General features: G+C 52.8%; 12 protein-coding genes and 1 pseudogene. 8 read left to right on the top strand and 5 right to left on the bottom strand.

Features of this window, described 5'->3' with window-relative positions:
* Positions 1–253 precede the first annotated feature (253 nt).
* The gene (locus FJ147_22670) at positions 254–1,147 is read left to right on the top strand and encodes an alpha/beta hydrolase (protein MBM4258690.1); all 894 of its coding nucleotides are present in this window, start codon (positions 254–256) and stop codon (positions 1,145–1,147) included.
* A gap of 59 nt (positions 1,148–1,206) precedes the next feature.
* Here the strand turns inward: FJ147_22670 and FJ147_22665 are convergent, their stop codons facing one another.
* Positions 1,207–2,910, bottom strand: a complete 1,704-nt coding sequence (locus FJ147_22665; protein MBM4258689.1) for an amidohydrolase family protein — start codon at positions 2,908–2,910, stop codon at positions 1,207–1,209.
* Positions 2,911–3,172: 262 nt separating this feature from the next.
* Here FJ147_22665 and FJ147_22660 point away from each other — a divergent pair, with 262 nt between their 5' ends.
* Together FJ147_22660 and FJ147_22655 are read left to right on the top strand one after the other, a co-directional pair.
* Positions 3,173–5,500, top strand: a complete 2,328-nt coding sequence (locus FJ147_22660; protein ID MBM4258688.1) for a hypothetical protein — start codon at positions 3,173–3,175, stop codon at positions 5,498–5,500.
* A gap of 33 nt (positions 5,501–5,533) precedes the next feature.
* Positions 5,534–6,649 (top strand): DegT/DnrJ/EryC1/StrS family aminotransferase, encoded by a 1,116-nt coding sequence (locus FJ147_22655; protein ID MBM4258687.1) that lies wholly within the window; start codon positions 5,534–5,536, stop codon positions 6,647–6,649.
* Between the two features lie 45 nt (positions 6,650–6,694).
* Here the strand turns inward: FJ147_22655 and FJ147_22650 are convergent, their stop codons facing one another.
* The 3 genes from FJ147_22650 to FJ147_22640 form a co-directional block, all read right to left on the bottom strand.
* Positions 6,695–7,228 carry a hypothetical protein gene (locus FJ147_22650; GenBank protein ID MBM4258686.1) on the bottom strand — a complete coding sequence of 178 codons (534 nt, stop codon included), beginning with the start codon at positions 7,226–7,228 and terminating at the stop codon, positions 6,695–6,697.
* Positions 7,229–7,803: 575 nt separating this feature from the next.
* A complete protein-coding gene (locus tag FJ147_22645) occupies positions 7,804–8,940 on the bottom strand; it encodes a pimeloyl-CoA dehydrogenase small subunit (protein ID MBM4258685.1) in 1,137 nt (378 codons plus the stop codon).
* A 27-nt stretch (positions 8,941–8,967) separates the two neighbouring features.
* Positions 8,968–10,143, bottom strand: a complete 1,176-nt coding sequence (locus tag FJ147_22640) for a pimeloyl-CoA dehydrogenase large subunit (protein ID MBM4258684.1) — start codon at positions 10,141–10,143, stop codon at positions 8,968–8,970.
* A gap of 266 nt (positions 10,144–10,409) precedes the next feature.
* Between FJ147_22640 and FJ147_22635 the strand changes: the two genes are divergently transcribed.
* From FJ147_22635 to FJ147_22620, 4 genes are all read left to right on the top strand, one after another.
* Positions 10,410–11,303, top strand: coding sequence for an NAD(P)-dependent oxidoreductase (locus tag FJ147_22635; protein MBM4258683.1), 894 nt, complete (start codon positions 10,410–10,412; stop codon positions 11,301–11,303).
* Positions 11,304–11,319: 16 nt separating this feature from the next.
* Complete coding sequence (locus tag FJ147_22630) at positions 11,320–11,706, top strand: VOC family protein (protein ID MBM4258682.1); 387 nt, start codon at positions 11,320–11,322, stop codon at positions 11,704–11,706.
* 117 nt (positions 11,707–11,823) lie between these two features.
* Positions 11,824–12,180, top strand: coding sequence for a BrnT family toxin (locus tag FJ147_22625; GenBank protein MBM4258681.1), 357 nt, complete (start codon positions 11,824–11,826; stop codon positions 12,178–12,180).
* Positions 12,164–12,397, top strand: coding sequence for a hypothetical protein (locus FJ147_22620; GenBank protein MBM4258680.1), 234 nt, complete (start codon positions 12,164–12,166; stop codon positions 12,395–12,397). The genes FJ147_22625 and FJ147_22620 overlap by 17 nt, the downstream gene beginning before the upstream one ends.
* Positions 12,398–12,527: 130 nt before the next feature.
* On the opposite strand, the pseudogene FJ147_22615 reads toward FJ147_22620, so the two are convergent.
* Positions 12,528–12,794, bottom strand: a pseudogene (locus tag FJ147_22615) (TIR domain-containing protein).
* 266 nt (positions 12,795–13,060) lie between these two features.
* Here FJ147_22615 and FJ147_22610 point away from each other — a divergent pair.
* Entirely contained in the window at positions 13,061–13,648 is a 588-nt protein-coding gene (locus tag FJ147_22610) for a hypothetical protein (GenBank protein MBM4258679.1), read from the top strand.
* The last annotated feature ends 92 nt before the right edge of the window (positions 13,649–13,740 follow it).

Here is a 13,740-nt window from a genome sequence, read left to right as displayed (position 1 = left end):
GCGCTTGGAGGTGGTGCGCCGTTCGGCAGACGCCAAAGGCTTTACCGTGTTGCCCCGCCGCTGGGTGGTGGAGCGGTCCTTCGGTTGGCTGGGGCGCTAGCGGCGCTTGTGTCGGGACTTCGAACATACCACCGTTTCCAGTGACGCTATGGTGTACTTGGCCAGTATCCGGCGCACGCTGCGGATGGTGACGACGGAAAATACGAATTAAAAAACACTTTCTTAGCAAAATACCCAAAAGGAGGGAGTCGTCATGGCTGGAGCAGAAATTACCAAACTCAAACAGATCCTACGGGAGAAGGCCTTACCATCGGGAGCACAAGTCACGCTCGAACAGCGTCGTAAAGGCATGGAGAAGGTTGCCTTTAAGGTTGCAGAAGACGTTATCATCGAGCAGGTCAAAATCGGCGGGTGCGCGGCGGAGTGGCTGCGGGCCCCTGGGACAAACGCCCAGCGCGCCATTTTGTATTTGCATGGTGGCGGCTATGTCATGGGGTCACCCAATACTCACCGCTCGTTAGGTGGGGAAGTGTCGCGCGCGTCACAAGCAGCAGTGCTGATGCTGGATTATCGTCTCGCGCCAGAATCACCATTTCCTGCCGCCATTGATGACGGCGTTGCCGCATTTGAATGGTTGATCGCGCAAGGATTCAAACCTCAGAACCTCGCCATTGCTGGCGATTCTGCTGGTGGTGGCTTAGCTGCTGCGACACTGCTTGCGTTGCGCGATCGCAAGTTGCCACTGCCAAAGGCTGCCGTGTGTATCAGTCCATGGTCTGATATGACTTGTTCGAATGAGTCGTACAAAACGCGAGCAGAAGCTGACCCGATGGTTACGCCAGATGGCATTGGTGGTATGGCGGGGCTCTACCTGCAGGGAGCAGACGCAAAAAACCCGCTCGCGTCTCCTAACTTTGCTGATTGGCGTGGGCTACCGTCACTCCTCATCCATGTTGGTCGTGACGAAGTGTTACTTGATGACTCGATTAAGATGAACGAGAAAGCGAAGGCGGCTGGTGTCGATAGCACGTTAGAGATTTGGGACGACATGATTCACGTCTGGCATGCATTTCACCCGATGCTGCCAGAAGGGAAACAGGGCATTGAACGGGTTGGTGGATTCTTGCGAGAAAAGTGGGGAGCCTAAATTGAAAAGGGCGACCAATCGGTCGCCCCTACCTCACTCAAAGTAATAGAACGATTGTCCTATCGCTGCGCTAATGGGCCACGCAGCAACTGCCCCGGCAGTGCACCGGTATGCTCGTTATTGCGCAGCACCACTTCACCATTGACGATCGTTGCCTTAATACCAGCAGCTTTCTGCTTTAAGCGCCGGGCGCCAGCAGGAAGATCATGGTCGACTTCCGGCATCATTGCCGAAATCGTGTCTGGATTGAACACCACCACATCAGCCTTCCACCCTTCGCGCAACATCCCGCGACCAGTCAGCCCCCAGTACGATGCTGGGACAAGAGACAACATCCGTACGGCAGCCTCTAGTGTCACTTGTTGTTTCTCTCTGACGATCTGACTGAGGAGATGCGTCTGTAACGACGAATCCATAATCTGTGACACATGGGCGCCAGAGTCGGAGAACGTGACCACAGCATTCGGATGTTTAATCATCTCTAGGGCGTGCTCTTCATTCTCATTCGCCAGTGGCTGCAGGAAGAACTGCTTCATCTTCTTGGCCAAGGCAAGATCGATAATCGCTTCAACTGGATGCTTGTTTTGTTCTGCCGCAACTTGCGCCACTGAACGGTATGGCGGGTTGGCCTTATCCATCACATACAGATATTTGTAGTTCGCAGGTCGCGCTTCGGCACCAACAATCCGTTCGTCGGTGCGTTGGCTTGCCGCTTCAATCAGTTTCTGACGCAGGGCAGGATCACGCAGTTTGGCTTCTTGTTCTGCAAGTGGTAGCTTCCGCAGCTCTTTCCACACCGGCAACCGATCGAACGGCATGGTCGTCTCGAATGAGAGCACTAAGTTGAGTGAGCGACTATGGGCTTGCACGAACATACGGCCACCAGCGGCCACGGTATCGGCGGCTAATTGATAAAATTGACGCCAATACTCAGGAGCTTTGCGGTTACTGAACATGCCGTAGGTCACCGGTACACCAAAGTCCAGCGCCAAGGCCTTCAGGCGATTCAAATAGTCGTTAATGCGATCAGGATTGAGGCCAGTATCCTCACCGGCAATTTCAAAGATTCCTGCACCAAGCTCGCCCATCACCCCAACGAGTTGGCGAACTTCGTCCCAGGTCGCTAAACGGCTCGCTACCGGCTGTCCATCTGGGGTCTGGTGATTTCGTGTCCGCGAAGTTGTGAAGCCAATCGCACCAGCGCGAATCGCGTTACGCACTTCCTGTTTCATCGTTTCCAGGTCACTCGGAGATGCGGCATCAGTAAAAGCCCGCTCACCCATGACATACGTGCGTAAGGCGGAATGCCCCATGTAGGCGGCGTAATTGATACCTTTCGGGAGACGATCGACGGCATCGAGATATTCGGGGAAGGTGGTCCAACTCCATTTAATGCCAGCTTCCATCGCTTCAGGAGCAATGTCTTCTGCGCGTTCAAGATTACGCATGACGAGCAGTTTGTCCTTCTCTGGGCATGGCGCCAGCGAAAAACCGCAGTTGCCCATGACGACACTGGTGATGCCGTGCCAGCATGAACATGTTCCCAATGGATCCCAGAAGACTTGCGCATCCATGTGGGTGTGCGCATCGACAAAGCCGGGAGCAACGACGTGCCCTTCGGCATCAAGAACCTCTTTTGCACTCTCACCGATTTTCCCGATGGCAGCAACTTTTCCTTGGACGATGCCGACATCAGCACGAAAACGTGGCATTCCTGAACCGTCAATGACGGTACCATTTTTTATAAGTAGATCGTATGGCATGAGGCCTCCTTTGCTAGGTGGGCTGCGAGCATAGAGAACAGGAAGCGCGGCCTTCCACTTTCTCCTGCTCTGCTGATTACGACACTCTATTGGTTCTCGTCAACCCCTTGAAACCTTCTTCTTTTCGTCCAGGGTCTGGACGATACGGCTTTTATTTTCCCTCAGGTCTACAGCGAATGGGAGAGGGAATTTTGCCCCATGTATCAGTAGACACTCTGCACAGCGAGCGCTATCGTCGTCCCACATAAGGGGAGAACCGTACTTGCCGAACTTTTGGGCATTGTTGATTAACCGTTGGCAGTTGATGGGGCTGGTATTATTGATCACGATCCTCCTCGTTAGTGGGTGGATCATTTTCAGTGTACCGCAATATGTCGCCAGCACCACACTTTTGATCGAACCACCGCAGTTACTCACGGAACGCCTCGACGCTGAAGACGCACAAGACCGTTACTATCAGAAGCACGTCGATGTGCTCCAAAGTTCGACGGTGGCAAACCAGGTCATACAAGCTCTGAATCTTCAGACCAACCCGAGTTTTGCTGACATGCACAACACCAGTGTTGGTCAGCAGGTAGGGGAGTGGGTCCAACGTGCCTTTTCACGACTCTTGACCTATGGATCGTATCTCATTGTCGGAGCCGCCCCGTCGGCTTCTCTATCTGCAATCCCTGCAATAAATGAGGCGACCATTTCATCGGCTCTCGTCAATCGTTATCTTTCTGTCCTCACCGTGACGTCTGATCCATTTACCTATGCGACTGAGGTCATGTTTGTTACTCCCGACCCCGCATTGTCACAAGAGTTAGCAAACACCCACGCCACCATATTCGTTCGCACTTCACAAAGTATCCGCTTTGAAGTCTCGCCAGAACAACGCGCATTCCTTGCTCAAGAACTTGCGGCTCAGGAAGGTCGACTCGCCCAGGCAGAAGCAGCACTCGCACAGTTGCACCAAGACCACCCTAACCTCTCGCCTTTAAGCAAGGATAACCTCGTTAGCCAACGTCTCCTCCAGACTCAACAGCGCCTTACCAACGCTCAGGCGAAATGGTTTGAGACCTCACTGTTCTATCAGCTCACCAAAGAAAAGGAGCCAGCCCAACTTATCACCTTCATCAAGAGTGATCGCTTGGCGCACCTGCGCGCGGCTTTCAATAAACTTGAAGTCGAACATTCTCGCCTCACCACGCTCCTCGCCCCTTCGCACCCGCGCTTAAGTGAAACAGTCAGCGCCAGAGATACCGCTCGACAGCGTCTGGAGCAGGAGTTGACCTCGCTCGTCAAGGCATTTGCAGCTGAAGCTACCGAGGCACGAAATACGGAAGCCGCCTTACGCGAGGAAGTGGCTCAACAAAGAAAAGCCGCACTCGATCGCGGTGAGTTCAATGTTGTCGCTGCGGCGTTGAACGCAGAAATCGACTCAGTTCGGTCGCTCACGCACCTCCTCCGCAAACAACAGCAAGAGGACGCCTTCCTCAAAACACTCCCTGATCCCAATATCATGATCACGACGCCGGCAGAGATGCCGACCGCCGCAATATCACCGCAACCGGTGCGCGACTTTCTCCTCGCGCTCCTGGGCGGGACGATTCTCGCCACGGGGCTCGCCTTTTTTGTTGAGTGGACAGACACCAGTGTTCGTACTGCACAAGATGTGCAGCAAGCGACAAAGTATCCGCTCTTAGGCATGGTGCCGTCGCGCGCGGCTCGATTTGACATGCTCATCCAACGAGGTCAGCCAGCACCCAGTTCCTCTCCGCAGGACAGCGACACTCCCATGCGTGAAGCCTCGCTAGCCACACTGCCAGAGCAGATGTCACTCCAGGACCTCTTGGATGAATCGTATCGCGTACTCAGTACCAAACTTCCTATCAAGCGAGGAAAATCCCCACGCACGTTTCTTTTCGTCAGTCCATACGCCGACAATGACAAAACCAATACCTTGCTCAGTCTCGCAGTGATCCTGGCTGGCAAAGGCTATAAGGTTGTCGTCGTTGATGCCGATCTCCGTGCAGGCCAGTGCCACACGCTCTTACAGAAAGATCACAGTATGGGATTAAGCGAGGTGCTGCGAGACGGAGCCGCCTTTGCCTCGTCGTCTCGGCGACGCAGCAAAAAAGTCCGAGACGACAACCACGCAGAGATCGCTCCTTCTGGGCTGGATCATCTCCAAGAGGATGCCGACCACGAGTCGCAGCGAACGCGGTCTTCACCAAAGCTCAGAGCGCTGGTCGAATCAGCAATCCAAACCACGACGATTGAACGCCTCTCCTTCGTTGCGTGTGGCCAAGTGCAGCTCGATACCGAAGAGTACCTTGGGTCACAAACGCTCCCGGAGGTCTTGGACATTCTGAGCCGTAAGTTTACGTGTGTACTCATTGACTCACCAGCAGCGATGACGTATGGCGATGCGGAACTTTTAGCTCAACTGAGTAATGCCACTATTCTGGTTCTTCGTGGACATAAAACCCCGATGGCCGCAGCATATCGTGTCGCTGGACAACTCCAAGCTGTACGGGCAAATGTGCTCGGGGTCGTGCTCACCAATGTTCATTCGTTTTCTCCTGACATGCTGGAGTATCACTAACGTGTTGGTGAAAATGCGCGGGGCTGGCCACGTATGAGGCACGTTCCTCTGCTCGACTTACGAGAGCAATACGCAACGATCCGGGAGGAAATTCGCGCAGCCATTGACCGTGTGTGCGAGTCGCAACAATTCATTCTTGGTCCAGAGGTCACTGAGCTGGAGAGAGAAGTCAGCATCTTCTGCGGTTCTCGATTCGCCATTGGGGTTTCATCGGGCACGGATGCCCTTCTTGCGACACTGATGGCCCTGCAAATCGGCCCTAATGACGAAGTGCTCACAACTCCGTATTCGTTCTTTGCCACGGCGGGCGTGATTGCCCGGGTTGGGGCACGTCCAGTCTTTGTCGATATTGACCCACTGACGTTTAACATCAATGCAGCGGCAGTAGAATCTCGCCTAACCGCCCATACCAAAGCGATCCTTCCTGTTCACCTCTTCGGTCGTTGCACTGATATGGCAGCGATACAACACATCGCAGCGCAACGCGGGATCCCGGTCATTGAGGATGCAGCTCAGGCAATCGGCGCGACGGGTGACCAAGGACAACACGCAGGCACCGTCGGCATCGCCGGATGTCTGTCATTCTTCCCCAGCAAGAACCTCGGCGCCTTTGGTGATGGCGGAATGATTCTCACACACGATGCAACATTCGCCGATCGGTTGCGTCTTTTGCGTGTTCATGGAGGCGAGGCCAAGTACTATTATCGACTGATTGGCGGGAATTTTCGTTTAGATGCCATCCAAGCGGCGGTCCTGCGCGTCAAGTTACCCTATCTTCCGCTTTGGACAGCAGCGCGACGGAAGAACGCAGACCGTTATCGAGGGTATTTTGCTGAAGCTGGGCTCACTGGCGAGGTGTCACTTCCACAGGATACGCCCGGCCACATCTATAATCAGTTTGTTCTCCGCTGCAACGAACGGGACAGACTCCAGCAGTTCTTACGTGAACAGGGAGTAGTCACCGAGGTCTATTATCCTCACCCACTTCATTTGCAAGAGTGCTTTCAGTCTCTCGGGTACCGTCGCGGCGCCTTCCCGCACGCAGAGGCGGCAGCGCAGGAGACGCTCGCCTTACCCATCTATCCCGAACTTACAGAAGAGCAGCAATACTACGTCGTTCAACAATGTCGGAACTTTTATCGCGGTTAAACTGGACCGCTGGAGTCGACGCATAACTTTTGAGGAAGACGTGCATCAGACTCGGACCGACAACTCTCGTTCCTTATGGGTGCCAACCCACCCACTCTGGACATGCGTCACAGGTACTGTCACCGCAAGTTCGCGATTGAGCAAATTCATTAAAATCCGCACTCGCCCTTTCGCATCGGGTGGTTGCTGAATAATACCTTTGAGACCTTCGAGCGGTCCATTGGTAATACACACTTCTTGCCCAACCATCAGGTTCGAATGCGCGCTGATAAGTCCCTCTTCCGTTGCTTGGCTTTTGAGAAATTGGATAACTTCCTCATCAAGGGGCGCCGGGACACCATTGAAGCTGACCAAACACCGTACGCCCGGACACCACACAACCGCAGCATGCTCACCTGGAATCGACAATTGCACAAAGAGATAACTGGGAAAGAGTGGAATAATCTGCCGTTGCCGTGTTACCACAACCGGCAGTTGTAATCGTGGAAAGAAAACCTCGATACCTTTTCGTTGTAAATGAAACTGCGCGTATTCTTCTCGGTTTGGTTTAGAGTAGACAACATACCACTGCCGCCGCACTTACTGGCTCATAATAGTCTTGTACCTCTGCTGGGCAGGGCAGCAATAATAATGCCATGTAAAGTACAGTTTGCTATTTTATTTCTTAAGTTATTTCAAAGCGTTACAAACCTCGTCGCGACAGCAACTCCCAATAACCGGGTAACAATGCCTGAGTTTGATTGGATAACAAAAAAGAACAAGCTCGTAAGGAAAATTTGATCGGGCAAATATGACTGATCAGGCAAAACTTCCCTAGAGGAAAACAGTAACAAAAGTTACCTTTTCTTACATAAGGTCTCAATTTATCTTAAGAATTGGGACCAAACGGTATAGAATCCCGGTCGAGGAGAAGGCGCTGGCCCCTAAATCCACCCACGAGACATTGGCACAGTTGGGGTAGCGTGCGCTGTGCGCACGAAAATCCACAGCAGCGCAAGGAGGAGAATGAGCGAAGGATGCGTCGCGACCGAGTGAGACGGATGAGTTTCTCTTTAGATATGAAGGATAAAGGGAAAAAGGACCGGTGTAGGGCCTGGCCTCTCGTTTTTCCGTCTCTAGCTCTTATCCATTCTCCGTTATGCCAATTTTCTTTCTTATGCTTCGCACGCGGCAAACCGCTCAAGATGATAGTCAGCATCACCAAACGCCTGCGCAATCGTGGTGAGTCGGCGAAAGGTATGACTCACTTTCAGTTCTTCGGTCATCCCCATCCCGCCATGCAACTGCACAGACTCCTGGCTGACGTGACGACAGGCATCAACGATCTTGATCTTTGCTGCCGAGACAACCCGTTTACGCTCGTCGGCCTTGGCACTCTCGACTTTCACCGCGGCTACGCTTGCCATCGACTTGGCTTGTTCATAGCTGATCATCATATCGACCATGCGATGCTGCAAAACCTGAAAGTTGCCAATCGGCACGCCAAATTGCTTGCGGGTCTTGAGGTAGGTCAAGGTTGCCTCATTAGCGAATTTGATCGCGCCGACAGCCTCACTGCACAGGAGAGCTGTTGCATAATCGACCACTTCTTCAATCAGCGAGTAGGCTTTCCCTTCCTTACCCAGCAAAGCGTCAGCTGGAACATTGACGCCAGAGAAACGCACATCCGCCGCACGCAGATTATCAGCGGTCCGATAGGTCTTCAGTGAAACTCCTGGGGCATTGCGATCAAGGATAAAGATACTAATGCCTCGACTACCACTGTCTTTGCCTGCGGTCCGAGCCGACACAATCAGTTTATCCGCCTGAGGAGCATGGAGAACAACGCTCTTCTCCCCGTCAATCGTGTAGCCACCATCAGTTTTCTTCGCACTAGTAGTGACATGATCGAGATCATAGCGAGCCCCGCGTTCGCTATGGGCAAAGGCGAGTTTGAGTTTCCCTTCGACAATCGCAGGGAGCAGAGTGTTTCTCTGCATGGGACTGCCGCCACGCGCAATCAGCCGACCACCAACGCCAACAGTCGACAAAAAGGGTTCGACCACCAGTCCTTCGCCAATTGCTTCCATCACCGGCATGAGATCAACGGCATTGCCGCCGAATCCACCGTAGGCATTGCCAAACGGCAATCCCAGCAAGCCCATCTCGGCAAAGGTTGCCCATATACGATCGCTATAGCCGCTGGGCGAGTCAATGATTTCTTTGCGCGCTTCGAACGTATAATCCTTAGTAATGAACTGATTGACGCTGTTTGCTAATAACTGCTGTTCTTCACTGTACTCAAAGTTCACGTGCTGTTCCCTCGTCTCTATCTCGGGCTAGAGCCCCAGCGTTGCTTTGGCAATGATATTGCGCTGGATCTCGTTCGATCCGGCATAAATAGTCGTCTTGCGATAATTAAAGTAGCGGGGCAGCAGCGCGGCAGTCGCTTTGTCGAAATCCATTGCGTCGATCGCCTTGAATGGTTGTGCCAATGGTCCCATCACCTCAACCATCAACTCAGTCAGTGCTTGTTGAATCTCCGTCCCTTTGATCTTCAACAACGAAACTTCAGCGCCTGGTGCACGCCCACCGCGCAATTGATCGAGGAAACGCAGGTTGGTGATTTCTAACGCCATCAATTCAACTTCCACGCGCGAGACCTTGTCGCGAAAGCGCGGATCATCCAGTAACGGTTTGCCGCTGCGCCTTTCTTTACCTGCGAGCATCTTCACCTTTGCCAATTCCCGCTTCGAGCCGCCGATGCCACCGGTTCCCATCCGTTCGTGGCCGAGGAGATATTTCGCGACTGTCCAGCCATCGTTCTCGCGATGAACCAGGTTTTCCACCGGCACTCGCACATCATCAAAGAAGACTTCGTTCACTTCGTGATGACCATCCATGAGAATCAGTGGTCGCACCGTGATGCCGGGAGTATTCATGTCAAAGAGAAGAAAGGAAATGCCTTCTTGCTTCTTTGCTCCCTGCTCAGTACGCACGAGACAGAAAATCCAATCCGCATGATGTCCCCACGTGGTCCAAATTTTCTGGCCGTTGACGATGTAATTATCACCCTGCCGCACAGCCGTGGTTTTCAGCGAGGCAAGGTCAGAGCCCGACTCTGGCTCGGAATACCCTTGGCACCAGAAGACATCACCGTTGTAGATGCCAGGTAAGAAACGTTGCTTCTGCTCTGGCGTGCCAAAGCGATGCAGGACCGGACCACACATTTTGAGACCAAAAGGGATCAGCGGTGGGCAACCCGCATAGGCACATTCTTCTTCAAAGATATAGCGTTGGACAACCGTCCAATCATTTCCACCCCATTCAACCGGCCACTCCGGTGCGATCCACCCTTTCTTCGCGAGAATGCGATGCCAGCCAAGTAAGTCATCGCGACTGAGTTCTTGGTAGGTTGTTACTTTCTCACGCAGGTCAGACGGCAAGTTTTCCTGTAGCCATCCTCGCACTTCGTCACGAAACGCCAATTCTTCGGGAGAATAATTGAGGTCCATACACGCTCCTCACGAAAATCTGCAGAAATATGTAGCAGGTCAAGACAGAATTCCTAGCCCACCGATTGCCATGTTCCATCACTAATGAAAACTGAATCGGTGAATCGGGGAAACGGTGAATCGGTGCAGAACAATGGTGGGGCCGGTCTCCGGTTCTCCCATTCTCCGCTTCTCCGTTTCTTTTTCTGGTCGGTTTTCTCTTCTTCCCTTGCCTCCATAGGGCGAAGCAGAGTAAGGAAGCAATACCATGACAAAGGAGGGATAATATGAAAGTTGGCTTTATTGGTTTAGGCAACATGGGCGGTCCGATGGCCATGCATATTCTCGAAGCTGGACACACGCTCACGGTGTACGATACTCGTCGCGAGGCTGCCAGTGATCACTTAGCAAAAGGTGCGCATTGGGCAGAGAGTCCACGCGCTGTCGCCGCGACGAGTGAGATCGTCTTTACTTCGCTCCCAGGACCGAAAGAAGTTGAGTCGGTCGCACTCGGAGAAGGCGGGGTCTTACAAGGCGCAGCCTCAGGCAGCGTATATATCGATCTTTCAACCAACTCGCCGACCCTGATCCGCCACATTTACGAAGTGTTCAAAGAAAAAGGCGTGCAAGTCCTTGATGCGCCAGTCAGTGGTGGCCCGATCGGCGCGCAACAAGCAACACTGGCAGTGATGTGTGGTGGTGATGCCGCAGTCTACCAACGCGTCAAACCAGTCCTCGATGCTATTGGCAATAAAGTCACGCATGTCGGAGCGATTGGTTGCGGGGCGATTGCTAAGCTCGTGCATAACATGATCGGCATTTGCCAACTGAACCTTCTGGCCGAGGGTTTCACGTTAGGGGTGAAAGCTGGAGTCGACCCTGAAGCGCTCCGGCAAGCGGTCCTTGGTGGCGCAGTCGGACAAGGATTGTTTCTCAATTACATGCTGCCCAATGTCGTCTTCAAGGGCGACTTCGATACCGTCCGTTTCGCCTTAGAGTTAGCCCGCAAAGATATTGGCCTCGCCACCGCCTTAGGTCGTGAAGTCAATGTTCCTCTCAAGCTTGCCAACGTCGTCGAGCAAGAACATGTTGAGGCCCTCGCTCGTGGCTGGGGCAAACGGGATTCGTCAGTTCCGTTTTTGTTGCAAGAAGAACGCGCCGCCGTAAAGGTGCGCAAATAAGAGAAGGAGAACGATCATGCGCGTACAATTTGGCACTCATTATCTCTCGACGCTTCGACAGCAAGAACGTCCAAGCGTTCGCGCTTTTTACCGCGATCTCTTGGAGTGTCGAATCGAAGCGCATGATCACAACGTCACCGCCAACATTCCGGAGAACATTGACCTCTTTCACTTTCCCGATGGCGAAGTGTTTGGTGTGCAATATGTCTCTGAGAGTGAGGCTGTTCTCACTGCTAAAGAGTGTCGTCACGCCTTGTGGCTAGAACTGAAGACCGATGATGTTGAAGGATTAGTCGCGAAACTCAAAGCCTTCGGTGTCGAACAGATTACCGACTTTTGGGACACCGAGCATTTCTATTTTCACGCACCCGGCGGGCAGGTGTTTCGGGTGATCGGGACATAAACCCTTCGCAAACGCCAGAAGCATCGCAACGTTTCCAGCATCGGTGAGCTTTGCTCCTGCCGGGGACGGCCTCTGGACTAAACTTGACGCTGTTCTTCTTATAGCTATGTTATAGCTATGAAGTTGGTCGACGATCCGGAGACCGCTGAGTGGCTTGGACAATTCACTGGGAGAGCGGAAGATTTTGATTGGGATAAAGGCAACCAAACGAAGAATCGTAAACATGGTGTGGAACACGCGGATATAGAAGCACTGTTTCGATTCTCCTTGGTATTTATCGGTCGTATTCTCGAACCTACTCACCCCGAACTACGCTGGCTAGCATTGGAGCAGGATGCTGAGAGTCGTCGACTTGCCTTAGTATTCACCCGGCGTGGAGATAAGCTCCGACCAATCAGTTGTCGGCCTATGCGTCGCCAGGAGCGAAGGATTTATGAAGACGCCCTCAAAGAGGACAGTGCAAAAGAAGAGTAAAGATAGACAGATCGAAGAGTTTGAGACCCGAGATCTCGGGGGCGACATCCGCGCTTCGGGCGTCAGACCAGTCGTACTTCGACCTAAGGGCCATCCCACCTCAATTCTGCTTGAGCCGGAGTTAGTCGAACAGTTGCGAGAGAAAGGGAGTAAGCGCGGATTGGGATACCAAACAATGCTCAAGCTTATCGTACGTGAGCATTTGCATGAGTACTAAGCCCGGAATAAGAGCGGCGTTTCCGGCCTCGTAAGCCGCCATGGATCGTTACGTTGCCAAGCCACTGACCACCCAGCGCCGCATCAGCTTAACTGCATAACAACATTTGCCACCAACAACTGTCACCACATCATCCCGCTGCAACATCTCCAACGCTGCGTGGGAGGTGTTGCCAGGTTTGTTCATCAGGAGAACGAAAGTCGGCATAGCTGCGAAACTTGAGACGTTCCGGTATTTCACAGTTTTCCTGTAACAGTGGCATCAGCCTTTGCAGCCTTCCGATTGGATCTATTGCCGTGGTAATCAAGACTTCAAATTGCGACCAGTCACTGTCCACCCGTTTTTGTGTCAGTACCGCAATTGTATGGCGACTGTTCTTCGCCGCTTCCTCCATGCGAAAATGTCGTACTGATAGTTCCCCTGTTCTGACATTGCCCCCTCCGCTGTGTTGCGGTCCCCGTTTCGTTCGCTATGTAACATGCAGTATCGAAGAGGAAAAGGGATAACGTCAAAGGATGGAGTTCTCGGCAGGTTGGCTGGAACAAACATCGCGTTCTTAGCACTGACAGGTCTTGCACCCACAACAGATTCATGACCATTTCTCCGAGTAGTCGCGAGATTGGGTTAGCACGCTGACCTGAGATCTCGTCCCAAGGAGAACGTATGAGTAAACCAGCAGCTATCTCGTCACAAGACTGGTCGGCCCTCTATGCCGCAGCCATCGCCTTTAAGGATCTCGGCTGTTGGGAATGGATGTACGACAGCGATCTGTTTGGCGTGCAGAATCCTGAGACCGGAGAAATCGGCTATTGCTGCATCATGGGGAATTTAGGTGAAGTCTTCGCCCTGCATGTCTATCAAGGTTCAGAAGGATTAGAGAGCTATTGGCTGCTGCATGAGCAGGCTGAGTTGGAATATGAAGGGGTTCCACTCTCGCCAGCGGAATTATTGGGCAGCCAGAAATGCCTGGCTGCCTCCTTTGAAGATCGTGCTGATCTAGAGAAAAAAGACCTCCAACTCATTCGCTCTCTCAAATTACAGTTTCGCGGTAAGAACGCCTGGCCGATGTTTCGTAACTACAAGCCTGGATTTTTCCCCTGGTTTCTCACTTCTGCTGAAGAGGTCCGCTTTCTCACGATTGCCCTGCAACAAGCCACAGCAATTGGTCTCCGCATGCGGGAGAACCCCGATCTTCTCGATCCACCTCAAGGTAATGACACGACTTGGAAGGTTTCACGCGAAACCAAGTAGTGCACTGGTAGTGACTCAGGCGGGCATCAACGCTTCCATCACTTGCTCACACGAATACCCCCCAGCAAAGAGGCGTTTCGCAAGCGAGAGTA

The sequence above is a fragment of the Deltaproteobacteria bacterium genome (genome assembly GCA_016874775.1).
Classification (GTDB): domain Bacteria; phylum Desulfobacterota; class Binatia; order Bin18; family Bin18; genus VGTJ01.
This window is presented reverse-complemented; position numbering and strand designations above follow the sequence as displayed.